This window comes from Bradyrhizobium sp. 190 (assembly GCF_023073415.1).
In the GTDB taxonomy this organism is placed as follows: Bacteria; Pseudomonadota; Alphaproteobacteria; order Rhizobiales; family Xanthobacteraceae; genus Bradyrhizobium.
On sequence record NZ_JADPJL010000008.1, the window covers coordinates 97,946 to 122,073 of the forward strand.

The 24,128-nt window shown below is 61.8% G+C and carries 25 protein-coding genes; 10 read left to right on the top strand and 15 right to left on the bottom strand.

Annotated features, from left to right (window positions below; all coding sequences use genetic code 11):
* Positions 1–28 precede the first annotated feature (28 nt).
* Positions 29–184 carry a hypothetical protein gene (locus tag IVB22_RS41855; protein WP_247516066.1) on the top strand — a complete coding sequence of 52 codons (156 nt, stop codon included), beginning with the start codon at positions 29–31 and terminating at the stop codon, positions 182–184.
* An 11-nt stretch (positions 185–195) separates the two neighbouring features.
* Here IVB22_RS41855 and IVB22_RS04265 read toward each other — a convergent pair whose 3' ends face one another.
* Positions 196–1,350 (bottom strand): zinc-binding dehydrogenase, encoded by a 1,155-nt coding sequence (locus IVB22_RS04265; protein WP_247516067.1) that lies wholly within the window; start codon positions 1,348–1,350, stop codon positions 196–198.
* A 187-nt stretch (positions 1,351–1,537) separates the two neighbouring features.
* On the opposite strand from IVB22_RS04265, the gene IVB22_RS04270 reads away from it, so the two are divergent.
* From IVB22_RS04270 to IVB22_RS04305, 8 genes are all read left to right on the top strand, one after another.
* Positions 1,538–2,545 (top strand): ABC transporter substrate-binding protein, encoded by a 1,008-nt coding sequence (locus tag IVB22_RS04270; RefSeq protein ID WP_247516068.1) that lies wholly within the window; start codon positions 1,538–1,540, stop codon positions 2,543–2,545.
* Between the two features lie 37 nt (positions 2,546–2,582).
* Positions 2,583–3,398 (top strand): ABC transporter permease, encoded by an 816-nt coding sequence (locus IVB22_RS04275; RefSeq protein WP_247516069.1) that lies wholly within the window; start codon positions 2,583–2,585, stop codon positions 3,396–3,398.
* Between the two features lie 4 nt (positions 3,399–3,402).
* On the top strand, positions 3,403–4,188 hold the full coding sequence (locus IVB22_RS04280; RefSeq protein ID WP_247516070.1) for an ABC transporter permease: 786 nt from the start codon (positions 3,403–3,405) through the stop codon (positions 4,186–4,188).
* The gene (locus IVB22_RS04285) at positions 4,185–5,246 is read left to right on the top strand and encodes an ABC transporter ATP-binding protein (protein ID WP_247516071.1); all 1,062 of its coding nucleotides are present in this window, start codon (positions 4,185–4,187) and stop codon (positions 5,244–5,246) included. Before IVB22_RS04280 ends, IVB22_RS04285 begins: the two co-directional genes overlap by 4 nt.
* An 8-nt stretch (positions 5,247–5,254) precedes the next feature.
* Positions 5,255–6,094 (top strand): phosphodiesterase, encoded by an 840-nt coding sequence (locus IVB22_RS04290; RefSeq protein WP_247516072.1) that lies wholly within the window; start codon positions 5,255–5,257, stop codon positions 6,092–6,094.
* A 140-nt stretch (positions 6,095–6,234) separates the two neighbouring features.
* Entirely contained in the window at positions 6,235–7,203 is a 969-nt protein-coding gene (locus IVB22_RS04295; RefSeq protein WP_247516073.1) for a tripartite tricarboxylate transporter substrate binding protein, read from the top strand.
* Between the two features lie 140 nt (positions 7,204–7,343).
* On the top strand, positions 7,344–8,261 hold the full coding sequence (locus IVB22_RS04300) for an MATE family efflux transporter (protein ID WP_308200354.1): 918 nt from the start codon (positions 7,344–7,346) through the stop codon (positions 8,259–8,261).
* A gap of 62 nt (positions 8,262–8,323) precedes the next feature.
* Positions 8,324–9,058 (top strand): Crp/Fnr family transcriptional regulator, encoded by a 735-nt coding sequence (locus IVB22_RS04305; RefSeq protein ID WP_247516937.1) that lies wholly within the window; start codon positions 8,324–8,326, stop codon positions 9,056–9,058.
* Between the two features lie 50 nt (positions 9,059–9,108).
* On the opposite strand, the gene IVB22_RS04310 is transcribed toward IVB22_RS04305, so the two are convergent.
* The 14 genes from IVB22_RS04310 to IVB22_RS04375 all read right to left on the bottom strand — a co-directional run bounded on the left by IVB22_RS04310 (position 9,109) and on the right by IVB22_RS04375 (position 22,882).
* A complete protein-coding gene (locus IVB22_RS04310) occupies positions 9,109–9,780 on the bottom strand; it encodes an ATP-binding cassette domain-containing protein (RefSeq protein ID WP_247516075.1) in 672 nt (223 codons plus the stop codon).
* Complete coding sequence (locus tag IVB22_RS04315) at positions 9,777–10,523, bottom strand: ABC transporter ATP-binding protein (protein ID WP_247516076.1); 747 nt, start codon at positions 10,521–10,523, stop codon at positions 9,777–9,779. The genes IVB22_RS04310 and IVB22_RS04315 overlap by 4 nt, the downstream gene beginning before the upstream one ends.
* Entirely contained in the window at positions 10,520–11,509 is a 990-nt protein-coding gene (locus IVB22_RS04320) for a branched-chain amino acid ABC transporter permease (protein ID WP_247516077.1), read from the bottom strand. Before IVB22_RS04320 ends, IVB22_RS04315 begins: the two co-directional genes overlap by 4 nt.
* Entirely contained in the window at positions 11,509–12,405 is an 897-nt protein-coding gene (locus IVB22_RS04325; RefSeq protein ID WP_247516078.1) for a branched-chain amino acid ABC transporter permease, read from the bottom strand. The genes IVB22_RS04320 and IVB22_RS04325 overlap by 1 nt, the downstream gene beginning before the upstream one ends.
* A gap of 95 nt (positions 12,406–12,500) precedes the next feature.
* Positions 12,501–13,808 (bottom strand): ABC transporter substrate-binding protein, encoded by a 1,308-nt coding sequence (locus tag IVB22_RS04330; protein ID WP_247516079.1) that lies wholly within the window; start codon positions 13,806–13,808, stop codon positions 12,501–12,503.
* A 199-nt stretch (positions 13,809–14,007) separates the two neighbouring features.
* Positions 14,008–14,694: a cyclase family protein gene (locus IVB22_RS04335; RefSeq protein WP_214490002.1), complete on the bottom strand. Its 687-nt coding sequence runs from the start codon at positions 14,692–14,694 to the stop codon at positions 14,008–14,010.
* 35 nt (positions 14,695–14,729) lie between these two features.
* Complete coding sequence (locus IVB22_RS04340) at positions 14,730–16,019, bottom strand: TRAP transporter large permease (protein WP_247516080.1); 1,290 nt, start codon at positions 16,017–16,019, stop codon at positions 14,730–14,732.
* Positions 16,020–16,024: 5 nt separating this feature from the next.
* Complete coding sequence (locus IVB22_RS04345) at positions 16,025–16,513, bottom strand: TRAP transporter small permease (protein ID WP_247516081.1); 489 nt, start codon at positions 16,511–16,513, stop codon at positions 16,025–16,027.
* Positions 16,514–16,647: 134 nt separating this feature from the next.
* Positions 16,648–17,649: a TRAP transporter substrate-binding protein gene (locus IVB22_RS04350; protein ID WP_247516082.1), complete on the bottom strand. Its 1,002-nt coding sequence runs from the start codon at positions 17,647–17,649 to the stop codon at positions 16,648–16,650.
* A gap of 46 nt (positions 17,650–17,695) precedes the next feature.
* Complete coding sequence (locus tag IVB22_RS04355) at positions 17,696–18,394, bottom strand: GntR family transcriptional regulator (protein WP_247516083.1); 699 nt, start codon at positions 18,392–18,394, stop codon at positions 17,696–17,698.
* 173 nt (positions 18,395–18,567) lie between these two features.
* On the bottom strand, positions 18,568–19,275 hold the full coding sequence (locus tag IVB22_RS04360; RefSeq protein WP_247516084.1) for a substrate-binding domain-containing protein: 708 nt from the start codon (positions 19,273–19,275) through the stop codon (positions 18,568–18,570).
* Entirely contained in the window at positions 19,272–21,413 is a 2,142-nt protein-coding gene (locus tag IVB22_RS04365; protein ID WP_247516085.1) for a molybdopterin cofactor-binding domain-containing protein, read from the bottom strand. Before IVB22_RS04365 ends, IVB22_RS04360 begins: the two co-directional genes overlap by 4 nt.
* Positions 21,410–21,880, bottom strand: coding sequence for a (2Fe-2S)-binding protein (locus tag IVB22_RS04370; protein WP_247516938.1), 471 nt, complete (start codon positions 21,878–21,880; stop codon positions 21,410–21,412). Before IVB22_RS04370 ends, IVB22_RS04365 begins: the two co-directional genes overlap by 4 nt.
* A 27-nt stretch (positions 21,881–21,907) precedes the next feature.
* On the bottom strand, positions 21,908–22,882 hold the full coding sequence (locus IVB22_RS04375) for a Bug family tripartite tricarboxylate transporter substrate binding protein (RefSeq protein WP_374207490.1): 975 nt from the start codon (positions 22,880–22,882) through the stop codon (positions 21,908–21,910).
* Positions 22,883–23,032: 150 nt separating this feature from the next.
* Here IVB22_RS04375 and IVB22_RS04380 point away from each other — a divergent pair, with 150 nt between their 5' ends.
* Positions 23,033–24,121 (top strand): hypothetical protein, encoded by a 1,089-nt coding sequence (locus IVB22_RS04380; RefSeq protein ID WP_247516087.1) that lies wholly within the window; start codon positions 23,033–23,035, stop codon positions 24,119–24,121.
* Positions 24,122–24,128 lie beyond the last annotated feature (7 nt).

Below are 24,128 nucleotides of genomic sequence, written 5' to 3' on the forward strand. Positions count from 1 at the left end.
GGATCGATCAGACAGAACGAGAAGCCATATGGACCAAGCCCAGCGCGCCATCCAAACCGAGTCCAACGAAGTCCTCTATGACGTAGCCGATCATAAGCTCCTGCCGCTGTTCAAGACGCAGGACATGCACGAAGGCATCAGGGCGTTCATGGAGAAGCGGGAGCCGAAGTTCGAAGGGCGTTGATTACCGTTCGGCTATTCGGCTGCCGCACTCGCGATCGCGCCCGCCTGCCGGTTGGTCACAACCACCTTGATCGCATCGTCGACGCGCTCGCGGGCATAGCGCAGCGCTGTCGGCAGATCGGCCAGCGGAAATGTGTGGGTATGGATTTTGGTGGCGTCGAAGCGTTTCTCCGCCATCAGCGCCATGGCGCGCCGAGTAGCACTGCGGCCTTCGCCGCGAATTCCGAAAGTATAGATATTGTTCTTCACGAGATGCGCGAGATCCATCGTGACTGGATCGTGAGGAAATGCGGCGAGACAGATTTTCCCGCCGCGATTGGTCATGTGAATGGCCTGATTGATTGTTGCTTCGGTGCCGGCGCACTCGACCACATAGTCCGTGCCGATACCGCCGGTGAGTTGCCTGACCACCTCAACCGCATCCTCGTCGTTGATATTGACGACGCGGTCGGCGCCGAGCTCCCGGCCGATCGCCAGCCGTCTGTTGCGTGTCCCGGTCAGGATGACCGGGCTGGCGCCGAGCGCCTTGGCAACGGCCACCGCGAGTAGCCCGATCGGCCCGGGGCCGATCACCACAACGCTCTCGCCGGCTACCAACCCTCCCAACTCCGTCAATCCATACATCGAGGTCCCCGCGGTGACGACCAGCGTCGCCTCGGCGTCGCTCATCGTGTCGGGCACCCGCGCCAGCGTGTTGATATGATTGATCGCGTATTCGGCAAAGCCGCCGTCCGTCGTGAAGCCGTTCGCGCGATGGCCCTTCTCCGGTTTCCCGTAGTTCAGACATGACGTATACATGCCCTGGCGGCAGCGCTTGCACTGGCCGCAGCCGGCATGGATCTCCACGCTGATCCGCTCGCCGATCTCGAATTCGTCCACGTCGGGCCCGAGCGCGGCGACCGTGCCCATGTACTCGTGGCCCGGTGTGAAGTTCTTGTTGAAGGGCAGGCCGCCTTCAATGCTGGCCGGTGATCCCGAGCGAATGATTTCCAGATCGGTGGCGCAGATTGCAACGGCATCGATCCGGATCAGGACTTCCGCGCGTGCGGGAACGGGCACTGGCTTTTCAAGCAGCAACAGCTGCTCCGGGTCGCCCAGCACCCAGGCCTTCATCCGGTCGGGAATGGGAAGTGCGGGCGATGTCTTCACGCCTGAGGGTTGGTACATGGGCGTATCCTCTCGCCCCGGATGCTACCGGAAATCGCCGGCCGACAAAATTGCTGAATACGGGTGGCGTTTGCCGAGACATTTGCTGCATAGCAAAATGCCTGTCGCAAAACCTTCATGCGCGGCCTATACTTGCACACCGGTTGGTGATGAGATCGTCAATTGCCGCCCTGAACCGGAGTGACCCATGAAGACCGTCCGTTTTGTACTTGCCTTGCTCGCGCTGTCGCTGATTGCGCCCTGGCAGTCCGCCAAAGCGGCCGACGTCATCTGCTATAATTGCCCGCCGGAATGGGCGGACTGGGCTTCGATGCTCAAGGCGATCAAGGCCGATCTCAACTACGATATCCCGCACGACAACAAGAATTCCGGCCAGGCGCTGGCTCAGATACTCGCCGAGAAAAGCAATCCTGTGGGCGATATCGGTTATTTCGGCGTGACCTTCGGTATGAAAGCCAAAGCGCAGGATGCGCTCGAACCTTACAAGCCGGCGAAATGGGACCAGGTTCCCGCCGGCCTGAAAGATGCCGACGGCTATTGGACCACGATTCATTCCGGCACGCTTGGCCTGTTCGTGAACAAGGACGCGCTCGGCGGCAAGCCGGTGCCGGCCTGCTGGAAGGATCTCCTGAAGCCCGACTACAAGGGCATGGTCGGTTATCTCGATCCGTCGTCGGCTGCGGTCGGATATGTCGGCGCGGTCGCGATCAATCTGGCGCTCGGCGGCTCCGAGGCGAATTTCGATCCCGCGATCAATTTCTTCAAGGACCTGCGGAAGAACGATCCGATCGTTCCCAAGCAGACTTCCTACGCCCGCGTTGTTTCCGGCGAGATGCCGATCCTGTTCGACTATGATTTCAATGCCTATCGCGCGAAGTATTCAGAAAAGGGCAATTTTGAGTTCGTAATCCCCTGCGAGGGATCGGTGGTGTTTCCCTACGTCGTCGGCCTCGTCAAGAACGCGCCCGACAAGGACAAGGCCAAGAAGGTGCTGGACTATCTTTTGTCCGACAAGGGACAGGCGATCTGGACCAACGCCTATCTCCGACCGGCGCGGCCGATCGAGCTGCCTGAGGCGGTAAAGAAGAAGTTCCTGCCTGACAGCGATTATGCGCGCGCGAAGAACGTCGACTGGGGTCAGATGGAAAACGTGCAAAAAGGCTTTGTCGACCGCTATCTCGCCGAGGTCCGCTGAGGCAATATGGCGCCTCTCGCCGGGGCGCTATCTTCTGATGTCACATAGGTCTTTTGTATGGTTATGCCTGCTGCCGCTTGCGGTAGTGACGGCGGCATTTTTCCTGCTGCCAATGGCACGGCTTGTCGTGACCGGCGCGGAAGGCCCGCAGGGGCTCGCGGGATATCTCGCGATCCTGACCGAGCAGCGTTACCGTGCGACGCTTGTCAACACCGTCCTACTTGCCGTCGCGACCACCATTGTGACCCTGATCGTGGCGACGATCGCTGGAATGTTCCTGCAGCGGCATCGTTTCCCCGGTCGCGCCGTTCTAATTGCGATGCTGACCTTTCCGCTGGCGTTTCCCGGCGTGGTGGTCGGGTTCATGATCATTCTCCTCGCCGGGCGACAGGGCCTGATTGGCGATTTCTCCAACCGCCTGTTCGGCGAGAAGCTGGTCTTTGCCTATTCGATCTACGGCCTGTTTCTCGGATATCTCTATTTCTCCATCCCGCGCGTCATTCTCACCATTATGGCTGCGGTACAGAAGCTCGATGTTGGCCTGGAAGAAGCCGCGCGTTCGCTCGGCGCGGGCCCGTGGGCGGTACAGCGCGATGTCGTGCTGCCGGCGCTGGCGCCGGCCTTCGTTGCCTCCGGCGCGATTGCTTTCGCGACCGCGATGGGAGCGTTCGGAACGGCGTTTACGCTGGCGACGAACATCGATGTGCTTCCGATGCTGATCTACACCGAATTCACGCTGGCTGCGAATTTCTCCATCTCCGCCGCGCTGTCGGTCGGGCTCGGCATCATCACCTGGCTCATTCTTGCGCTTGCCCGCTCCTTCAGCGGAAGCGCCGTTGCGGCGGCTGGATGAGGCCATGCGCGATCGCCTGATCTTCACCGGCCAACTCATTTTCACACTGTTGGTCGCCGCATTCCTGGTGGTGCCCGCGATCCTGTCGATTTCCGCTGGCGTGACCGTGAATTATTTCCGTGGCATCCAATCGGGCGTGACCCTGCAGTGGGTCGTGCAGGTATGGGAGCTCTATGCCGGCACCATCCTGCTGTCATTCGTAGTCGCATTTGCGACGCTTGCAGTAACGCTCGCCGTGGGCGTTCCAGCCGCCTATGCCTTGCATGTGCGGGGAGGGCGCCTGTCGCGGATCGTCGAGGAGATCATCACCCTGCCGTTGGCGATCCCTGGCCTGGCCATCGCGCTGGCACTGCTCTTGACCTACGGGGGATTCGGCGATTTTCGCCGCTCCTGGCTGTTCATTCTCGTGGGCCATGTCATCTTCACCATGCCCTTCATGGTGCGATCGGTCATGGCCGTGTTCGCGACCGTCGACATCAAGACGCTGGACGAAGGCGCAGCGTCGCTCGGCGCATCGCCGTGGCGGCGTTTCCGCGACGTGATCGTGCCCAACGCGGTGCCGGGGATATTGGCGGGCAGCCTGATGGTGGTGACGTTGTCGCTCGGTGAGTTCAACCTCACCTGGATGCTCCATACGCCGTTGACCAAGACGCTGCCGATTGGCCTTGCCGACAGCTATGCCTCGATGCGGCTGGAAGTGGCCTCGGCCTATACGCTGATCTTCTTCGTGATGATCATTCCGCTGCTGGTTGCCATGCAATTGTTTGCCGAGAAGGAACAGAAAAGATGAGTGCGCAGGCCGGACATGGCGCCTCAGTGCATATTGAGGCCTGCGGCAAGACGTTTGCCGACGGAACGCTCGCGCTCGAACCTGCAACGCTTGACATCGCCCGTGGTGAAACGCTGGTGCTGCTCGGCCCCTCCGGCTGCGGCAAAACCACCATGCTGCGCATCATCGCGGGGCTCGAAGTACCCGATGCCGGCGGCAGGGTGCTGTTTGACGGCAAGGACATGACGGCGGTGCCGATCGAGCGGCGTAACGTCGGCATGGTGTTCCAGTCCTACGCGCTTTTCCCCAACATGACTGTATCGGACAATATCGGCTACGGCCTGAAGATCCGCGGGATACCGGCCAAGGAGCGGGCGGCACGCGTCGCCGAACTGGTGGCGCTGACCAATATTTCCGGGCTTGAGAACCGCCGCATCGACCAGCTTTCCGGCGGTCAGCGTCAACGCGTCGCGCTCGCGCGCGCGGTAGCGATCCGACCGGGCATCCTGTTGCTCGACGAGCCGCTGACGGCGCTCGACGCCGCGCTGCGCGACCGGCTGCGCGGCGAACTGAACCGCCTGCTTCGTGCGTTGGGCATCACCGCGATTTACGTGACCCACGATCAGTCCGAGGCCATGGAGCTTGGCGACCGTGTCGTCGTCATGCAGAAGGGAGCGATTGCCCAGATCGGCACGCCGCGCGAGATCTACTTCACGCCGCGAAGTCGCTTTGTCGCCGAATTCATTGGTGCTGCGAACATCGTCGAAGCGACCATCGAGGGCGGCCATCTCATGTTACCGGGCGGACGGCAGCCGATTCACTGCGACGTGGACATGCCGGCGGCGGTTGCAATGATCCGCCCCGAAACCATTCGCGTGACGTCAGCCGGAAGTGCGTCGCTTTCGGGCACTATCGACAGCGTGAGCTTCATTGGTGATAGGCAACGGCTGGTCATCAGCGGTGCATCCAATAGATTGCTCAGCGTCGACGCGCCGAATACGGTTCAAGCCAAGGCTGGCGAACGGATCGGACTGTCGATTTCGCCGGACGCCGTCCGCCTGTTGCCGCCTGAGAATTGAGAAGCCCGATGTCGCCAAAGCCGGTTCATATTGCCCAGATTTCCGATCTCCATATCAAGCCGCCGGGATCGCTTGCCTACGGCAGGGTCGATACCGCCAAGGCGCTCGAGCGTTGCGTCGCGGCGCTGAATGAATTCGATCCGGCGCCCGATTTTGTGGTCATCTCCGGCGATCTCGCCGACACGCCGACGGCTGAGGAGTATCAATATCTCAAGCGGCTGCTGGCGCCGCTCAAGCTCCCGTTTGCCGGTATTCCCGGCAATCACGATTCGCGCGAGTTGATGCGGGCCGCGTTTCCTTCCGCTTCGTATGCCTTCGTGTCCGGGCCGCTCAATCAGAAGATCGAGGTCGCCGGGCTCGATCTGTTGTTGCTGGATTCAAGCGTGCATCGAAAGCCGCATGGCGAACTCGAAGAGCCGACGCTGCAATGGCTTGATGCTAGTCTGGCTTCGTCACCCGACCGGCCGGCGCTGCTGTTTTTGCACCATCCGCCGTTCAAGACGGGCATTTGGCACATGGACCGCCAGAATCTCCTCAACGCGGGCGATCTCGCACCCGTCGTGCGCCGTCATCCCCGCGTGCAGCTGATCGCAACGGGGCATATCCATCGCGCGACGCTGACCATGTTTGCGGGCGTACCGACCACGATCTGCCCGGCCCCGAATCATGCGGTCGATCTCGATCTGGCCGAACTGCGCCAACCCTCCTTCAAGGTCGAGCCGCCCGCCTTCCACCTCCATAGCTGGTTTCCAGGCGAGGGGTGCGGCACGGTCGTGACCCATCAAGTCCCCATAGGTACCTTCGACGGGCCGCATCCGTTTTTTGGTCCGGATGGCAAGCTGCTTTAGTCACCGCGCGCACCCGGCATTCGCTGCCCCGGGGGGCAGCCCATTTTCCGGACCGATTGCAAAGCGGAGAGTTCGAGCGCAATCTTTCCTCAAGAGAGGCGGCTGCGATGCGCAAAGCCAGCCCGATCGGGGGGAAATGTATGCGTCTGGTCCATTTGCTGATTCCGGCGCTCGCGCTGTTCTCAAGCCACCAAGCGATAGCCCAGGGGAGTTATCCCGACCGGCCGATCAAGATGATCGTGCCACTTGCCGCGGCAAGTGCGGTCGATGTCGCCGCGCGGATCGTCACCCAGAAGATGGCCGACAATATGGGCCAGCAGATTGTGATCCTGAACCAGCCGGGCGCGTCGGGGCTGATGGGGGCCGAGGCCGTCGCCCGCGCCGAACCGGACGGCTACACGATTGGCGGGTTCAACGACAGCATCATGACGATGGTGCCGAACCTGCATTCCAAGATGCGGTGGGACATCCTCAGGGATTTCGAGCCGGTGTCGCTGGTTGCGACGGTGGAGTGGGGGCTGGTTGCCAACAATCAGGCCAGCTTCAGGAGCGCAGCGGATCTGATTGCTGCCGCGAAGGCGGCGCCCGGCAAGGTCGATTATGGCTCGGGCGGACCGGGAAGCCCGCAGCATCTGGCGATGGCGATGTTCGCGTCGGCTGCCGGCATATCGCTGACGCATGTGCCCTACAAGGGCGCCACCCAGGCCGCAACCGACATTGCCGCCGGCCAAATTCCCGTCGGCTTCCAGGGCCTGGGCACGGTCGCAACGCTCGTGCGCGGCGGACAACTCAGGCTGATCGGGGTGACCACCGAGAAGAGATTGTCGCAATTTCCTGATGTGCCGACCGTCTCGGAATCCGGTCTGCCCGGCTTCTTCTTCAACTCATGGTTCACGATTCTCGCGCCAGCCAATACCCCGAAGGATATCATTGTCCGCCTGAACGCCGAGGTGCTGAAGGCAGTCGGCGATGGCGATGTGCGCCGCAAGCTTGAAGAGCTGGGTTTCGCCGTGCGCGGCAGCTCGGCGGAGGAGCTGCGCGCCATGACGCGCGATCAGCTCGCGAAGTATGAGCGCGTGATCAGGGAAACGGGAATCGCCAAGGAATAGCCGCCGGCGGATGGCGCCACAGGCGTCAGCAGCCGGCAGCCCGTCTCGCAATCAATAGCAGGCGTAACGACGGCCGCCGCGACCAAGATAGTACGCTGAATGCGGACGTCCAGCGCTCGCTCGAAAGATCTATTCCGCTCGTGCTACGCAGTTTTGCGACGCCAGTCTTGTGCAAATCTTGGTGTGGTGCGATCTCATCGGCAGTGGCTCGGGCTCTGGGCGCTCGTAATGTTTCGGAAGCGCAAGCGCTTGCCGCGCATGCAATCCTGCTTTCCTTGATTTTCGGCGCGATCTCGGCTGCGGCACTGATTTTTTTCGGACCCCAGATATATGGCTTGCTGGGAGCAAGAGGTGATTCTCTCAATCAGGCTCTTTCTTACTCCATCTCACTCTTCGGACTTCCGCCGCGGTGGCAACTCTTTTCGCGTATTCCGAAAGTAGCGTTGCTCTCGTCGTTGCAGATACTGGTTTCCAACGTCGCCCTGATCGCAATAACGGCTTATGTCGCTCACTTCGGTATTGAAGCGCTGGCCAGTTATGGCTTGGCTGCTCGCGTCGAGTTTCTTATTTCTTCCTTGGTACTCGCTCTGGGCGTAGGCACGACGACAATGGTTGGGACCTGTGTTGGCGCTGGCCTGGAGGCACGTGCACGTCGTGTGACGCTTGTTTCCTGTTTGCTGGCGGCGGCTATTTTTGCCGCGATCGGGCTCGGCGTTGCGCTTTCGGGAAGATCGATCGCAGGTCTTTTTACACACGTCGAAGAAGTTGTCCTTGCGGCATCCGGCTATTTTTACGCGACGGGCATGGTTTACGGGTTCTTGGCCGCATTTGTGATACTGTTTTCCGCCTGTTGGGGATGGACGACGGCTCCGCTGCTTGCCAGCCTGTTGAGGGTTGCTATCGTATTGGTCGGCGGATGGATGCTGCAGCAGCAGGCGCCCCAGCTCGATTGGCTGTACTATCTTGTCGCAGGTTCCACGGTTATTGGGGCGTTAACGCTGGGCATCGTTTTGGCCATCTGGTCGCCAAATCGACGCGTTTTGATGCTTTCCGGTTGAAAAGTTGACCGGCGTTGATTACGGAAGGGCTGCCATCCCGTGTTCCCAGGAGTTTGACTGGCGTGCCTCAACAAAGGACGGGTGAAGCTCACGGATTCTCGAGCAGCAAGCTATCGGTCTTGCGCAAGCACCCGATTTTTGCCGACCTCGAGCCAGAGGCTTTTGAGCAGCTCTGCCGTTACGCCAAACACTCCACGCTGAAGCGGGGCGCCACGCTGTTTTCAAAAGGGGACGCCGGCCACAGCCTGTACGCGGTCATTTCGGGTACGGTGAAGATGAGTATTTCCTCGCCGGATGGCCGCAACGCGATCCTGAATATCGTTGGACCTGGGGAAATTTTCGGCGAGATCGCGCTGCTCGACGGAAGAGCCCGCTCCGCCGACGCCATCGCAAACAGCAATTGCGAACTCTTCGTCATCGACCGGCGCGAATTCATCCCCTTTGTGAAAGCTCAACCGGCGCTGGCGATGAAGTTTATCGAATTGCTCTGTGAGCGGTTGCGAGTGACCAGTGATCAGGTCGAGCAGATTATCCTGCAGAATCTGCCCGGACGGCTCGCCAGCGCGCTGCTTCGCCTGTCCGAAAAGCATACGTCTGCGCCGCAGGGTCGAACCATCGCGATCACGCAGCAGGAGATCAGCGAGATGGTTGGCATGACCCGGGAGAGCATCAACAAGCAATTGCGCGCCTGGGCAGGCCGCGATTTGGTCCGGCTCGAGCACGGTGCCATCGTTGTGCTGAATGCCGAGATGCTTCGCGAGATGGCGGAAGCGGGGTCAGGGCACGGCGGCGAATGACCGGCGATGCGCTTCGCGAAGGCGGCCAGCGAAGTCGGGACGCTCAAGGCTCATTGGCTGACGGGTGCAGGATTGGCGCCACGTTCAATCGTGAATTCCACGTCAATCAGCCCACGCGAGTGATTCAGGTCCGATTGCGACATCAGCAAGGTCAGATCCTTGCCCTTGAGGGATGCGAGCACCGCCGACAGCCGTTCCGACAGCGCCGGCGCGATGCCTTCGAACGGCTCGTCGAGCAGCAGGCATTTGGTGCCAATGGCAAGCGCCCGGCCGAGCGCGACCAGCTTTTGCTGTCCGCCGCTCAGCAATAGCGCCTTGCGCTGGCGCATCTCGGTGAGTTCGCCGATCACCTCATAGACGAAGTCGAGCCGGGCCTTGCGGTCGAGATGCCCCGCAACCCACAACGGCAACATGATGTTTTCCTCGACCGTCAACTGCGGCACCAGGCAGCGATCTTCCGGCATATAACCGATCCCGAGTGCCGCGCGCGCATGGCGCGGACGGGATGACAGGTCGTTGCCTTCGAACCACACCATGCCCCTGGCCGGTGTGAGATGCCCCATGATCGAACGCATCAGCGTTGTCTTGCCGGCGCCGTTGCGGCCCACCAGACTGACCATGGCGCCTTTCGCGACGTGCATTGTAAAGCCACGCAATGCCGGCATCGACTGGATCTCGACGACAAGATCGTCGATTGCAAGCAGTGGCGCCGCGCCGTTCATCGCAGGCCTCCGGTGACGTAGCGGCGGACTTCCTGATTATTCAGGACCTCGGCGGGCACCCCGTCGGCCAGAATCCGGCCCTGATAGAACGCCACCACGCGATCGGCATAGCGGCTGACGATTTCCATGTCGTGCTCGACGAATACGATGGTCGCTGCGTCGGGCGCGACGGCGTGGATAACGCGATCCATGGTCGTGAATTTTTCTTCCGCCGATACTCCGGAGGTCGGCTCATCCAGCAGCAGTAGTCTTGGACGGCGTACCAATGCCATGGCGATGTCGATCAGTTTGCGCACGCCGCCCGCAAGCTCCGAGATTGGACGATCGGCCAGATCGGCAAGGCCAAAGCGTTCCAGCAACTCGACGGCCTTGTCGCGGCGGCCTTGGGCCTCCGCCGGCGCCCGGAGCGACATCCGTGTGCCGATGCCGGAAATCGCCACAGTGAGATTTTCGGCGGCGGTGAGCTCGACAAACAGTTGTGGAATCTGGAAGGAACGGGAGATGCCAAGCCGGGCAACGCTTCGTGGCGAGCGTCTGCCGATGTCAATTCCGTCGAGCAGGATCGTCCCGCTGTCGGGCTTGAGGTAGCCGGTGACCATGTTGACGAAGGTGGTTTTACCGGCGCCGTTGGCGCCGATCAGGCTGATCTTCTGACCGGCCGGAACATCGAGGGTAAGCGCATCGGCCGCAACCACCGCGCCAAAGCGCTTCTCGAGCCTGCGTACCGAAAGAACCGGGTTCACGGTGCGGCTCCTCGTTCGGCGGTGAGGGGAGCCGTGGCCGAGATGCGCCGCTTGCGCCGGTCCCTGATCCAGAGCGAACCGATGCCACGCGGCAGAAACAGAATGACGCCCAGGAGGAAGACGCCGAGCACGAGCTGCCAGGTATTGGGCAAATAGAGGTTCGAGAACGAACGGACCAGCTCCAGCGCCATCGAGGCGACGAAGACGGCGGCCACGCTCTGGTTGCCGGCAAGCACCGCCACGAAGACGAATTCGCCCGATGTGGTCCAGTATGCGAATTGCGGATCGATATGCCGCTGCGCCATCAGGGCAAAGGCGCCGCTGGCGCCGGCGAAGATCGCGGCGATCAGGAAGTTGATCGATATGATCCGGTTGGCCGAGAGGCCGAGATATTCGACGCGCAGGTTGTTTTCACGCACCGCAAGGCTGGCAAGACCGAATTCGGACCGGAACAGGAAGGTCGCGCCGATGCCGGCAAGACCGGTAACGATGACCGAGACGGCATACAGCATGAAGTCGGCCTCGCGCGGATCGGTGAAGGTCATGCCAAACAGGCTTGGTCGTCCGACATTGAACCCGTCGGAGCCGCCAAGCGCGGTCGATTTCACCAGCGCGCCGTAAAACACCATCGATAGCGCCAATGTCAGCATGCCGAAGAAAATTCCGCTGTAGCGCGCGATCAACGGCCCGATGACCAGGCCGAGCAGGCCGCCGCAGGCCGCGCCGACGATCACCTGCGCCACCGCGTCGGTGAGACCCCAGGCGTTGGCGATCAGCGCCACGCCATAGCCGCCGGCGGCAAAGAACAGGCCCTGACCGAACGAGACGTTGCCGGTGCGCGCCAGCACGACGATGCCAAGGGCGATCAGCGCATTGGAGGCGGCAATCGTCGCCAGCGACAAAGTCCAGGTCGGCAGCACGCGGCCGAACAAGGTCACCCCCGCGATGACGGCGATCATGGCCAGCGGATGCAGGTCCTTCTTCATCAAATCCGCCTTGCCGTCTCGCGCTTGAAAAGACCCTCAGGGCGAAACATCAGCACGGCCGCCATGATCAGATAGATCATGAACAGTTCAGCCTGCGGCATCAGGTGCACCGATGCGGCGCGCGCCAGCCCGACCAGAATGGCGCCGACGGCCGCGCCCTCGACGCTGCCCAACCCGCCGATCACCACGATAGCAAAGCTCAGGATGATGACGTCCGAACTGAGGCCGGGCTGCATCGATATTTTGGGCGCGGTCAGCGCGCCGGCGAGGGCGGCGAGCAGGACGCCAAATGCAAAGGCGATCGCATAGACGCGGTTGACCCGTACGCCCATGCTGACGCTCATTTCCTCATTGTGGATCACCGCCAGAACTATCTTGCCGATCACGGTGCGATTGAGGCCGAACCAGATCGCAAAGCCGATCAAGGCCGAGATCGGGATCAGCACCAGATCGTAGCCGACGTAATAGAGCCCGGCGAATTCGAGATTGCCGAACAACTCATATGGCTGCGTCGCATAGATCGGATTGACGCCCCAGATCAGCTTGGTGACGTCTTCAAGGATCAGAAACACGGCGTAGGTCACCAGCAGCAGCACCACTTCGTCGCGGCCGTAGAACATTTTCAGGAGGCCGCGTTCCAGCAGAAGTCCGACGGCGGACGCGATCAGCGCCACCGAGAGCAGCATGGCGACGAAACCAACGCTTGGGGGGAGGCCGCGCGCGGCCACCATGGTTACTGCGGTTGCCGCGATATAGGCGCCGAGGGCGTAGAAGCTGCCATGGGCGATGTTGAGGATCTTCAATACGCCGAATACCAGCGTCAGGCCGAGGGCGACGATGAACAGCCACGAGGCCTGAATCAGGCCATCGAGAACGATCGTCAGAAAGAAATTCATGGCGGTGGAGTCACGCGGGTCGTCGGTGGCAGAAAAAGGCGGCGCGGAGCTTAATCACGCGCCGCCATGTGTGCATCATTGGATGCCAGTGCGGCCTAATTGCACTTGGCGCCCTGCATGCCGCCTTTGATCCAGTCGATCGACTTCACGCCCGGGGGCGGGTTGACGCATTCGGCGGCGAAGTACTGGATATCGACCAGATCAACTCGCTTGAGATCCGGATTGTATTTGGTGCGGCTGAAGGCGATCGGCTGGATCGCCTGATGGCCGTCGGCGAGCTTCATCTGAATGAGTCCGCCGGGCGACGGCCACTCCAGGCCGGTCATTGCCGCGACCATTTCATCGGTCGAAGGCTTCTTGCCGCCGTTCTTGCTCATGGCCTTTTCGACGGCCGCCTTCAATCCAAGAATCGATTGCGTAATGCGATAGGCGGCCTGGACCGGATAGACGCCGTTGGCGGCTTCGTATCCCTTGAATAGCCAATCGTTCAGCGGCGACTTCTGCGACATCAGGCCGTAGGCGCCGCGCGCGCCGAGGATGGTGCCGTCGGGCATCTTGTCGCCGAGCGGGGGCAGCACGTGGTCGGCGGCGCTGAACACCAACTGGCTACGCTTCGACAACCCGCGGGGAACAGATTGCAGGACGAAGGCCTGCAGGTCGCCGCCCCACAGGCTCGAATAGACCACATCGGAGCCGGCGCCTACCAGCGCGGAAATTTCGGTGCCGTACTGGCCTGCACCGAACTTGGGCAGCAGGTCCGTCTGAACCTTGACGTTGGGGTAGAGCTGCTGGGCGGCGGCGACGAAATCGGCCCGGCTGTCCTGGCCCCAAGCGTAATCCTGGTTGATCGCCGAAAGCGAGTCCATCTTGATGTTCTTGGCCTTCATGTATCTGACGAGGCCGACGTTATCCATCGTGGCATGGGCAGCGGTACGGAACACGTAGTTGTATTTGGCTTCCTCGAAGATGCGCGGTGTGCCGCAGTCCATCAGCACCAGCATCTTCTTCAACTCTTCTGCGATCGGTGCTACCGCCAGGCAGTCGCCTGAGCTGATGTAGCCAAGCACGACGTCGACATTGTCGCGCTGATAGAGATTGCGCAGTTCCTGCACCTGCTTGGTGGCGCCGCCATTCTCGTCAATGATGACGGGCTCGATCTTCATGCCACCGAAGCCGACCTTCTCGTAAGGCGAGGGCACTGAACCCTTGTTCAGCTGATCGATGACGAATTGCGCGCCATTGCGGGCAGGAACACCAAAGCTATCCGCCGCCGGCCCCGACAGGAACGTCACGATGCCAAGCTTGAAGGTTTCCTGAGCGGACGCGGGTACCGCCAGCCCAAGCGACGTCGCAGCGACTGATGCAAATAGGACAGCGCGATTAGTCCGCCGAAGACGGTCCATGTTCTCCTCCCCTGATTCGACGGGTGTTCCCGTACGATTATCCGCGCCGCTTTGCCCCGGCATCGGCCATTATTGGGATGAGTTTAGGCAAGCTTTCACGGCGCGTCCATACGCGCCTCGTCCGAAAGGGAAGGTCGGGTAAGCGGCTAGATGCCGCCTTTGTCGAAGACGTTACGCCGGTTCGGCGCCTTCCCCGGCTTCACATGTCAAACACCGCAACGGCGCGGATCGGCGAAGCCGTCCCGCCGCGCCACTTCATCGGTAGGCCGATAAAGGTGAACTGGCCGCGGCCAAGCAGCGCTTCGAGATTGCACAGGCTCTCGATATGGGTGATGTCGAGGTCGAGGCAGGCCTTGTGGACGAGGGCATTCACCTTGCCCTCAGGTCCCGGCCGCATCGAATCGATACCGAAATGCACGACGCCCTGCTGCGCCAGCCATTCGGTGGCGGCGACGTTCACGCCGGAATTGTCGCTCGAATATTCCTTGCGGGGGAATGTTCGTTCGTGGTGACCGGTGCAGAGCAGCACGGTACCACCCCTCGGAACGGGCACGCCGGCCTTCGTCACCGCCGCCTCGAGATCGGCAGGCGTAATCTCGGCGCGCGGCGCGATGTGGCGCAGGTCGATGCAGATGCCCGGCACGATGCATTTCTCCAGTGGATACTCGTCGATGGATATGCCGCTCTTGCCGAAATGCCTGGGCGCGTCGATGTGGGTACCGGCGTGGTCCACCATGGAGATGAACATCGACGCCAGCCCGTGCACATTGCCGGACTCGGCAAAGGATTCTTCGTGGGTCTTCCACACGCCGTGCATGACGGGAGGGTGGCCAGGATAGCTCGGCGTGCGGTGATAGAGCTCGCGGCTGAGGTCGACGATCTTCACGCAAAGTCTCCCCGCCGCGGACTGCGGCGTCTGTTCTAGAACCCGAATGCCCTCGGCAGCGCCAGCGACAGCCAGGGCACGTAGGTCACGATCATCAGCACCGTAAACATCACGTAGTAGAATGGCCAGATGCCGCGCATCACCTCGTCAACGGAAACCTTGCCGATGGCGCAGCCGACGAACAGCGTCGTCCCCACCGGCGGCGTCAGCAGGCCGATGCCGAGATTGAGCAGCATGACGATGCCGAAATGCACGGGATCGATGCCGAAGCTCTTCACGACAGGCAGCAGGATCGGCGTACAGATCAGCAGCAGGGGCGCGAGATCGAGCGCCGTTCCCAGAACCAGCAGCATGATGTTCAACCACATCAGCAGCACGTATTTGTTGCTCGATATGGCAACGAAGAACTCGGTCATCTTTGCCGGCAGCTGCATCAGGGCGGCGATATAGCCGAAGCATGATGCCGTCGCGACCAGCGTCAGCACCATCGCAACCGTTTGCAGTGTCTTGTAGACCAGTAGCGGCAGTTCGGACCATTTGTAGTCGCGATAGATGAACATCGTGACGAAGAACGCCCAGACGCATGCGACGGCACCCGCCTCGATCGGCGTGAAGACGCCGGTGAGGATGCCGCCCAGAACGATGACCAGCGTCACGATTCCCCACACGGCGTCGCCAAGCATCTTGACCGCCTGTCGGATCGGCACAGGCTCGCCCTTGGGATGCTTGTCGCGATAGGCGTAGAACAGGCAAAGCACCATCAGCGAAAAGCCGAGCAGCAGGCCGGGGAGCACGCCGGCCAGGAATAGGCTGGTGATCGAAACCACGCCGCCGGTGGCCAGCGAATAGATCACCGAGTTATGGCTCGGCGGAATGATGATGGCCTGCAGGGACGCGCTGATGGTCACATTGGTTGCGAACACCCGCGGATAGCCCTTGGCGGCCATCTGGGGAATCATCACCGAACCGATCGCAGACGTATCGGCAACCGACGATCCCGAGATGCCGCTCATGATCGTGGTCGCGAGGATATTGACCTGCGAGAGGCCGCCCCGTATGCGCGTGAACCCGACGACGACGGCGGCGAAGTCGACCAGCCGCCTGGCCATGCCGCCCTCGGCCATGATGGCGCCTGCCAGCACGAAGAACGGGATGGTCAGCATCGAGACCTTGCCGACGCCGCTGGCGAATTGCTGCATGACCGCGCCGACCGGCAAGTCGATCCAGAGCGCGCCGACGAGCGAGGACAAGGCCAGCGCATAGGCGATCGGCATGCCGATCGCGAAGAACAAGCACATGCTGAGAAGCAGAACCGCGATATCCATGGCAATTACTCGACCGGTATGTGAGCGTCGCTGCCGTCACGCGGCGGCGGGCCGATGGTCAGGCGTTCGACGACGAATAGAAGCATCATGGCGCCGCTGACCACGATCGGAAGGTAGGTGATGCCGACCGACAACCATGGGAATTCGTCAACCGAATTATCCCAGGTGGTGTGAACGAGCCGCAGCCCCCACACCACCATGAAGATCGCAATCACGCCCATCAAGACTTCGCTGAGGAACAACGAAGCGCGGCGCAGCAGCGGCGGCAGCAAGTCGGTGCCAACGGTCATGTTCATGTGGATGCGCTGGCGATAGCAGTTGGCTGAGCCGATGAAGGTGATGCCGACGGTCAGCAGCACGGCCATCGGCTCGGGCCATGACGAGGCGCTGTTGAGGACGTAGCGGGTATAGACGGCCCACGGAATGACCGCCGAGACCAGCACGAGCGCCACGCACGCGATCGCAGCGCCGGTCCAGTAAACCGCATCGCTCACACGCCGGAAAACTCCTGCCGCAGAATTGGACATTTTGACCTCGGAATAACGGCGCTTCAAATCGCTTCGGCGGCTCGGAGAGGCGGTGGCCGGAACGGACATTATCCGGCCACGCCTCTATCGCGGATAGCGTCCTACTGGACCGCCTCGATACGCTTGACCATGGCCGCATACTTCGCGCCGTACTTGTCCCAGACCGGTTTGACGGCTTCCTGGAACGGCTTCTTGTCGATGTCGGTGATGATTTCGGTTCCGGACGCCTTCATTTTTTCGATGGCTGCGTTCTCAGCTTCATACCAGAGCACGCGCTGCTCGGCCTGCGCTTCCTTGGAAAGCTTCTTGATCAGCGCCTGATCGTCCGGCGACAGCTTCTGCCAGGAGATGCGCGAGAACACCAAAAGCTCCGGAATGATCAGGTGCTCGGTCATCGTGAAATACTTGGCCACCTGATTATGGTTCTGCGCTACGAACGACGGTGGATTGTTCTCGGCGCCATCGACCACGCCCGTTTGCATCGAGCTGAACACTTGGTCGAAGCCGAGCGCGACGCCATTGCCGCCCAGCGCGTTCATGGTGTCGACGAACAGCGGATTGCCCATCATGCGGACCTTGAGGCCCTTGAGGTCGGCAATGGTCCGGATCGGCCGCTTGTTGTTGTAGACGTTGCGCGAGCCGGCGTTCATCCAGCACAGCGCGATCAGGTTGGTCTTTTCGTTCGCGGAAATCTTCGCCAGCAGTTCGTCGCCGATTTCGCCGTCGATGACTTTCTCCATATGCTTGGAGTTACGGAAGACGAACGGCATGTTGAAGACGTTGACGTCGTCCACGACGGGGCCGACGGCGCCGACCGAAATACGGGCGAACTGCAGCGCGCCGAGCTGGGCCTGCTCGATCATTTCCTTTTCGCCGCCGAGCTGCATCGAGGGGAACATCTGGATCGTCAGCCGGCCGTTGGTGGCGGCTTCCAGCTTCTTGCCCATCCGGACGACGGCTTCGACCGTCGGATAGCCGAGCGGATGAACGTCGGAAGCCTTCAGCACCATTTTCGTTTGAGCGAATGCGGATGACAGCGGCGTCGTGGCCGCCATCGTGGCCCCGAGCCCTGCGCTCAACCTGATGAAGTCGCGGCGTTTCATGGTGTTCCTCCTGATGTTGTTTATCGTTTTATGGACTTTTCGAACTCTAAGGTCGCTCGTCGAAGTACTCCGGATTGATATGCTGGGTCGCCGAGATGTTCTCGAGAAGGTTTTCGAGGTGGATTTCCATCGCCCGCCTTGCGCCTTCCGCGTCATGCGCCTCGATCGCAGTCAGCACGGCCTCGTGTTCGACGATCACCTTTGCGATCCGCCCGCGCTGGGGCAGGGTTAGCCGGCGATAGCGATCGACGTGGACCTTCACCTGCTGGATATATTTCCAGATTCCGGGATAGCCGGCGACATCGGCGACTGTAGCATGAAACATTTCATCGGCCTGATGGAACGTATCGCTGTCTCCGGCAGCGCTGGCCTCGCGCTGGCGCTCCAGGATCGACTGCAGCGCCAGTATCTGGCTCGATGTCGCGCGTTCCGCGGCGAGCCGCGCGGTGGTTTCCTCTAGCGCCTTGCGGATGATGATCGCTTCCGGCAGCGCTGCAACCGGAATGCGTGAGACGAAGATGCCGGATTGGGGATATATCTCCAGCAGGCCTTCATCCGATAATTTCAGGATCGCCTCGCGAACGGGGGTGCGGCTCACCCCGTAGGAGAGCGCGATCTGCGCTTCCGAGATGGCTTCGCCCGGTCGGCGCTGCAGCGACACCAATTCGGCGCGAAGGTCGGAATAGATCCTGGACGCTGCCGTTGCCGCGCGCGGTCTGCCGCTGCGGCGAGTGCCGGCGGCCATTCGGCGAATCGTTGGATCCGTCTTTTTAGATGCGCGAGCGGGCATGGCTGCTTTCTCGATTGATATATTAGTATATGAATTGGCTCTGGCAACCAGAAATCGTGCTGCGACCGGTTTGGTGCAGTGCCGCGACTGTCAAAGCCCACCCTCGAGTTGGACCGAAGCGTTGGCGCCTAGTCCCGGTCGCCGATGAAGCCCGCGCGTTTTCGCTGTTCGCGTTGTTCGGCACCGGTCAACAGGTCGATCAGGGCCTGGGCTTGTCGCGGGTGGGCGGCGGCGGTCGTGATGCCCGCCGTGTACATGGTCGCAAGCTCGCAGCCCGGCGGTAGCGAACCGGACAAGGTTACGCCTTTGGTGCTGATGATCTCGGTCGATTGCGTGCACCCGATCGGACGCCGTGCGTCGGACGCGGCCAGTTCGCGCATCGCTGTCGCACCGTTCGGGAAGATATTGAGCCGGCTGGCAATCTCGTCGGCGATGCCGAGCCGATCAAGGACATTTGCAACATGAATTCCGGCGGTCGAGGCTTTGGTGTCCGGCACGAAGATCGCATCGGAGGCCAGCAAGACCTCGCGCAGGCCCGCAGCATCGCTGACTGTGACCTCGGGATCGCCGGTGCGGACGGCGAGGGCGGTTTCGACCAAGCCGACGTCGGAAATCGTCGCGGCAACGACCAGCCTCTCCTCCGCCAGTTTGGCGAGGAGCGCCGCGGTCAGGATAACGATGTCGGCTGGCGTGCCGCGGCGCAATTTGTCGGCCATGACACCAACCGCACCGAATTCGCCTGCGATATCGATTCCTGTGTGGGCCTTGAAGGCCGGCGTCAGGCTTCCGACCAGACCCTGCGCCGCACCGCCGCTCAGGATGTTCAGGCTGCTCATGAGGTCAATTCCATCGCGGCGATGATCCTGTCACGCGTGATCGGAAGATCGCGCATCCGCACGCCGAGCGCGTCGAACACGGCGTTGGCGATGGCGGCCGTAACAGGGCCGTGGGCCGCCTCGCCGGCGCCGACCGGATCCATATCAGGCCGCTGGATGACCTCTACCTCGACATCGGGCACTTCGCTGAAACGCAAGATCGGATATTCCGTCCAGCTCGTGCTGGTGATGCGTTGCCGGTCGAAGCGGACCCGTTCCTTCAGCACCCAGCTCGTGGCCTGGATGGCGCCGCCCTCGATCTGGTTGATGACGCCGTCGGGATTGATCGCTTCGCCGACATCGACCGCGAGCGTCAGCTTCCTGACGCGGATATCCTCGGCACCCTCGATCACGGCGATCGCGGCGCAATAGGCGCCGGTGTTCTTGTAGCGGGCAAAGGCCACGCCGTGACCGATGCTCGGCTGCTTCTCGGGCTTCCATTTGGCGCGAGCAGCAACTGCGCGGATAACGTCTTTTGCCCGCTCATCCCGCAAGTGGCGCAGCCGGAACGCAACCGGGTCCTCGCCGCGTTCGGCGGCGATTTCATCGAGGATGGATTCGATCGCAAACACATTGCCCTGCGCGCCCAGCGTTCGCAGCGCTGAAGTGCGGATCGGCATCGTTGTCAGGCGATGGCTTTCGATGTGCCAAGATGGGAAATCATAAAGCGGGACCGAGTTGCGATCACTGCCGCCGCCGTTTGCCTGTGGCGGATTGGTTGAGACCATGCGCGGAAACGGTTCTGCCAGCTCGAATCCCGCCAGCAGGGCGGGCAGTGCCGCGCGGCCCGGCCGTGCTACGTGGCCGTTGCCCCAGATACCGTGTCGCCAGTCCACGATTTCGCCTTGCGCATCGAGGTCAGCCTCGATCTCGATCGCCATCGCCGCCCCAAAGGGCGCATCGGACATCTCGCTTTGGCGTGACCACTGGACGCGCACCGGTCGGCCGCCTGCGGTTTTGGCTAGCAGCACGGCATCAAGCGCGACGTCGTCGGCGGCGTTATGCCCGTAGCAGCCGGCGCCTTCCATGTGCTCGACCGTGATGTTCTCGACCGGCAGCTTGAGAACCAGCGCCAGATCGGCGCGGAGGAGATAGACGCCCTGGCTGTGGGTCCAGACATGGACACGGTCGCCGTTCCACTGCGCCATCCCGCAGGACGGTGCGATCGACGCGTGCGCAATGTAGGGGCGGGTATATTGCCGCCTGATGGTCCGCACCGCCGCGCCGGGCGATGCAGCCGTTTTCTTGTCGATGGTCGTCGATTCCGATGGCTGAGCTTTCAGGAATGAAGCAAGATCGTTTTCGTCGGGCAGGGGCTCGCCGTCGGACCAGGACGCGCCTTTGCGCAAGGCGTTGAGAGCCGCCTCCGCGCCATGCTCGGTCTCGCTGACGACACCGGCAAAACTGCCGTCGCGCACGATGGCGACGAGGCCAGCCACCGCGCGGGCGCCATCCTCTCTCAATTCCGAAAGCTTCGCGCGCGCGTCCTCCGGCCGTAGCACGCGGCCATGCAGCATTCCCGGCAGTGCCTGGTCGTGGATGAATCGCGGCCGGCCCAAAACCTTGTCCGGAATGTCGATTCGCTGAATTGAACTGCCAGCCAACGCCCGGCGCGATGCGATCTTTGGCGTTACGCCCGGCGTGGCGTCGCGATCGAGCGAGACTTCCTCGGCAAGTTCCCAATAGCTGGTCCTGACGTTGCCCGGTCCCGAAATGGTGCCGTCCTCGATGTCGAGCGCATCGATATCAACCCCCAGCCGTTCGGCCGCCTGCTGAAGAAAGATCCGGCGGATCTCGGCGCACGCATGGCGCAGCGCGCAGCCCGACTGCTGGATGGAGAGGCTGCCCGATGTGACGCCTTCGTTGGGGCTTGTGGCGGTCGACGCACGGACCATCTGCACGCGCGAGAGATCGATATCGAGCTCATCCGCGGCGATCTGCGCCAGCGCCGTCACGATGCCTTGCCCGATCTCCACCTTGCCGGGCGAGATCGCTACCTGCCCGGTGCTTGAGAATTTCAGCCACGCCGACAGCTTCGGATTCGCTGCAAGGCTTACCGGCAGTGCGGGCGGGGAGGGAGCGGGCGCGGGCTGATTCATCCTGCCGCCATTTCTTCCGCCGCCCGCAGTACCGCCCGCACCATACGATTATGCGATCCGCAGCGGCAGAGATTGCGATCGAGCGCTTCCTTCACCTCCCGGCTCGTCGGCGACGGATTTCGCTTCAACAGCGCCGCTGCGCTCATCAGGATGCCGGAGACGCAATAACCGCATTGCAGCGCCTGTTCGGCGATGAAGGCGCGCTGCAGCGGATGCGGTCGCTCGCTCGTTCCCAGCCCTTCGATCGTCGTGATATCTTTGTCGGCCACCGACCAGAGCGGTGTATCGCAGGCGGATACCGCGCGATCGCCAATGATGACGTTGCAGGCGCCGCATTCGCCGGCGCCGCAGCCGAAATGTGGTCCGGTCACGCGGAGTTGCCCGCGCAGAATGTCCAGCAATGACCGGTCGGGATCGGCATCGACTTCCATCTCGGCGCCGTTGAGGCGAAATCGAACGCTCGGCATCGAGGGCGAACCTTTGCTCACGGCTTCTTATTGCGGCGGCTTGTCGAATTTCTTGACCACCTCCGCCCACTTCACAATATCGCCGCGCAGGAATTTGTCGAACTCCTCCGGCGTCATCGACATGGGAACAGCGCCCTGCTGGGTCCAGAGCTTGACGATATCGGGCCGTTTCACAATTGCTTTCACGGCCGCATTGAGTTTGTCGATGATCGGCTTTGGCGTGCCCGCGGGCGCCATCAGGCCGAGCCAGATGGTGGCCTCATAGCCGGGAATGCCGGCCTCGATCACCGTGGGCGCGTTGGGCAGCACGGTCGAGCGCGTCTTGCCTGTCGTCGCCAGCGCGCGTACCTGATTTTCGGCGACGTTGGGGGCCATCGCTGGAACCGCGTCGATCATCATCTGCACCTGGCCGCCGATCACGCCGCTGCGCGCTTCGCCGCTGTTGCGGTAGGGCACGTGCAAGACGTCGATGCCGGCCATGGCTTTGAACAGCTCGCCCGCCATGTGGTACGGCGTGCCCTGGCCCGATGACGCGTAGTTCAGTTTCGCAGGTTGCGATTTGGCAAGCGCGATGAATTCCGGCAGCGTCTTCGCCTGCACGGAGGGATGAACCACGATCACGAGATCGGAGTAGTTCACCGGCGCGATCGGTGCGAGATCGCGCATCAGTTCATATTTGCGCTGCGGAACCAGCGATTCATTCGCGGTCTGGGTATTCGACATCATCAACAGCGTATAGCCATCGGGTGGTGACTTGACGGCCTCCTGCGTACCGATCACGCCGCCGGCTCCGGTGCGGTTCTCGACGACGAAGGGCTGGCCAAAACTTTCCTGCAGAATGTTCCCGATCTGGCGGGCGGTGACGTCGGCAGGGCCACCGGCGCCGAAGGGAACAATCACCTTCACCGGCCGGGAGGGATAGTCCTGCGCCAGGCCGGGCGTAGCCAGAAGAGGCGGCGCCGCAACAATTGCTGCCAGCGCGAGCGCCGTTCTCAAGCGCATCATATCGACCTCCCCAACTCTGTCTTCTTTTGCAACGGCCCGTTTACCGGCCTCGTGCCAAGTCTAGCTATAAGTGCACCGACCGCTAGTCCCCAGAATCAGATATTCGTCGGCGCTCGGCCTATACAATTTCAGGGTGAAGGACGCGATATGAGGATTTCCGCCAGTCTGGCCGTTGCTGCAATCATGCTTTCGGGCGGCACCGTCGCCAGCGCCCAGACTCTCCCTGACTATATGGCGCCCATTGCCGGAAAGGCCGCCACGACAGCTTCCGACACCGCAACGAAGGATATGCTGGCGCTCAACACCGGCATGTTCGAGCTTTATGGCGATGCAGCGAAGATTTTCCAGAAAAACATCCTGGGCAAGCATCCGGTGATCCTCGCTCTCTTCTCCGGCGCCGGCGGGCGGATGATCCTATACCGGCCGGGAGCTGCGCCGATCGACGCGCCGCAGGTACCGGTCGTGTATCAGTTGCTGAAATCGGTCGGCCACAGCACGATGGCGCTGGTACAGGTCGTCGGCCCCTATGTCGATAACCCCGATAACAAGTCCTGGCGCGGCTCGATGCTGGCCTATCGCAGCCGCATGCAATCGGCGCTCGACGGCCTCGATGCAACGCCGATGGAGCCGGGCTGGCGCGACAACAACCGCACCATCCTGCAGAACAACATCGCTTTCATGGATGAATGCGTTGCCAAGGGCGTCATTCCGTTCGCCGCGCTCGAAGCGTTCGGCAAGAAACAGGCGCCATACCTGGCGAAGAATGTCGCCTGGGCAGCGCAAACGCAGGTCGCGCACTGGATGACGGTGCTGGCCGAGTGGAAGACGCAGCTCGGCGCTGATTGGGACAAGACCTATGCTGCCAGCAACACGATCTATGTCGCGCGCCAGAACAACGTGCTGTTCAGCGTACTGGCGCAATTCTTCGGTCCCGACGCCATCAATACCCGCCTGTTGCTGATCGAGACGATTTCCTTCACGACGACGCCGGCCGACATGCTGGAATCGCTGACCCGCATCATAGCCGACCGCTCGGTCGGGGCGCTGTTCTTCGGCAATTACCATCTGATGGATTACGAGCTGATGGGCGGCGATGCGCGCGCCGCGATCATCGCCGAGACCGGCAAGCGCGGCATGACGCCGTTCCTGCCGCCCGTCGTTCCCTTTGGCTCGAAGCAATGGCCGACATTGGTCACGCCGGGGCCGGGGCCTGCGACCATCGCTGATTTGAAGTGATTGCAGT

Bases quoted from the DNA above. Each gene is read 5' to 3' on its own strand.
- IVB22_RS04285 (WP_247516071.1), top strand. From the start codon at position 4,185: ATGAGTGCGCAGGCCGGACATGGCGCCTCAGTGCATATTGAGGCCTGC.
- IVB22_RS04275 (WP_247516069.1), top strand. From the start codon at position 2,583: ATGTCACATAGGTCTTTTGTATGGTTATGCCTGCTGCCGCTTGCGGTA.
- IVB22_RS04370 (WP_247516938.1), bottom strand. From the start codon at position 21,880: ATGCCGAGCGTTCGATTTCGCCTCAACGGCGCCGAGATGGAAGTCGAT.
- IVB22_RS04355 (WP_247516083.1), bottom strand. From the start codon at position 18,394: ATGGCCGCCGGCACTCGCCGCAGCGGCAGACCGCGCGCGGCAACGGCA.
- IVB22_RS04360 (WP_247516084.1), bottom strand. From the start codon at position 19,275: ATGAGCAGCCTGAACATCCTGAGCGGCGGTGCGGCGCAGGGTCTGGTC.
- IVB22_RS04340 (WP_247516080.1), bottom strand. From the start codon at position 16,019: ATGGATATCGCGGTTCTGCTTCTCAGCATGTGCTTGTTCTTCGCGATC.
- IVB22_RS04265 (WP_247516067.1), bottom strand. From the start codon at position 1,350: ATGTACCAACCCTCAGGCGTGAAGACATCGCCCGCACTTCCCATTCCC.
- IVB22_RS04350 (WP_247516082.1), bottom strand. From the start codon at position 17,649: ATGAAACGCCGCGACTTCATCAGGTTGAGCGCAGGGCTCGGGGCCACG.
- IVB22_RS04365 (WP_247516085.1), bottom strand. From the start codon at position 21,413: ATGAATCAGCCCGCGCCCGCTCCCTCCCCGCCCGCACTGCCGGTAAGC.
- IVB22_RS04375 (WP_374207490.1), bottom strand. From the start codon at position 22,882: ATGCGCTTGAGAACGGCGCTCGCGCTGGCAGCAATTGTTGCGGCGCCG.
- IVB22_RS04280 (WP_247516070.1), top strand. From the start codon at position 3,403: ATGCGCGATCGCCTGATCTTCACCGGCCAACTCATTTTCACACTGTTG.
- IVB22_RS04310 (WP_247516075.1), bottom strand. From the start codon at position 9,780: ATGAACGGCGCGGCGCCACTGCTTGCAATCGACGATCTTGTCGTCGAG.
- IVB22_RS41855 (WP_247516066.1), top strand. From the start codon at position 29: ATGGACCAAGCCCAGCGCGCCATCCAAACCGAGTCCAACGAAGTCCTC.
- IVB22_RS04270 (WP_247516068.1), top strand. From the start codon at position 1,538: ATGAAGACCGTCCGTTTTGTACTTGCCTTGCTCGCGCTGTCGCTGATT.
- IVB22_RS04295 (WP_247516073.1), top strand. From the start codon at position 6,235: ATGCGTCTGGTCCATTTGCTGATTCCGGCGCTCGCGCTGTTCTCAAGC.
- IVB22_RS04320 (WP_247516077.1), bottom strand. From the start codon at position 11,509: ATGAAGAAGGACCTGCATCCGCTGGCCATGATCGCCGTCATCGCGGGG.
- IVB22_RS04290 (WP_247516072.1), top strand. From the start codon at position 5,255: ATGTCGCCAAAGCCGGTTCATATTGCCCAGATTTCCGATCTCCATATC.
- IVB22_RS04325 (WP_247516078.1), bottom strand. From the start codon at position 12,405: ATGAATTTCTTTCTGACGATCGTTCTCGATGGCCTGATTCAGGCCTCG.
- IVB22_RS04330 (WP_247516079.1), bottom strand. From the start codon at position 13,808: ATGGACCGTCTTCGGCGGACTAATCGCGCTGTCCTATTTGCATCAGTC.
- IVB22_RS04380 (WP_247516087.1), top strand. From the start codon at position 23,033: ATGAGGATTTCCGCCAGTCTGGCCGTTGCTGCAATCATGCTTTCGGGC.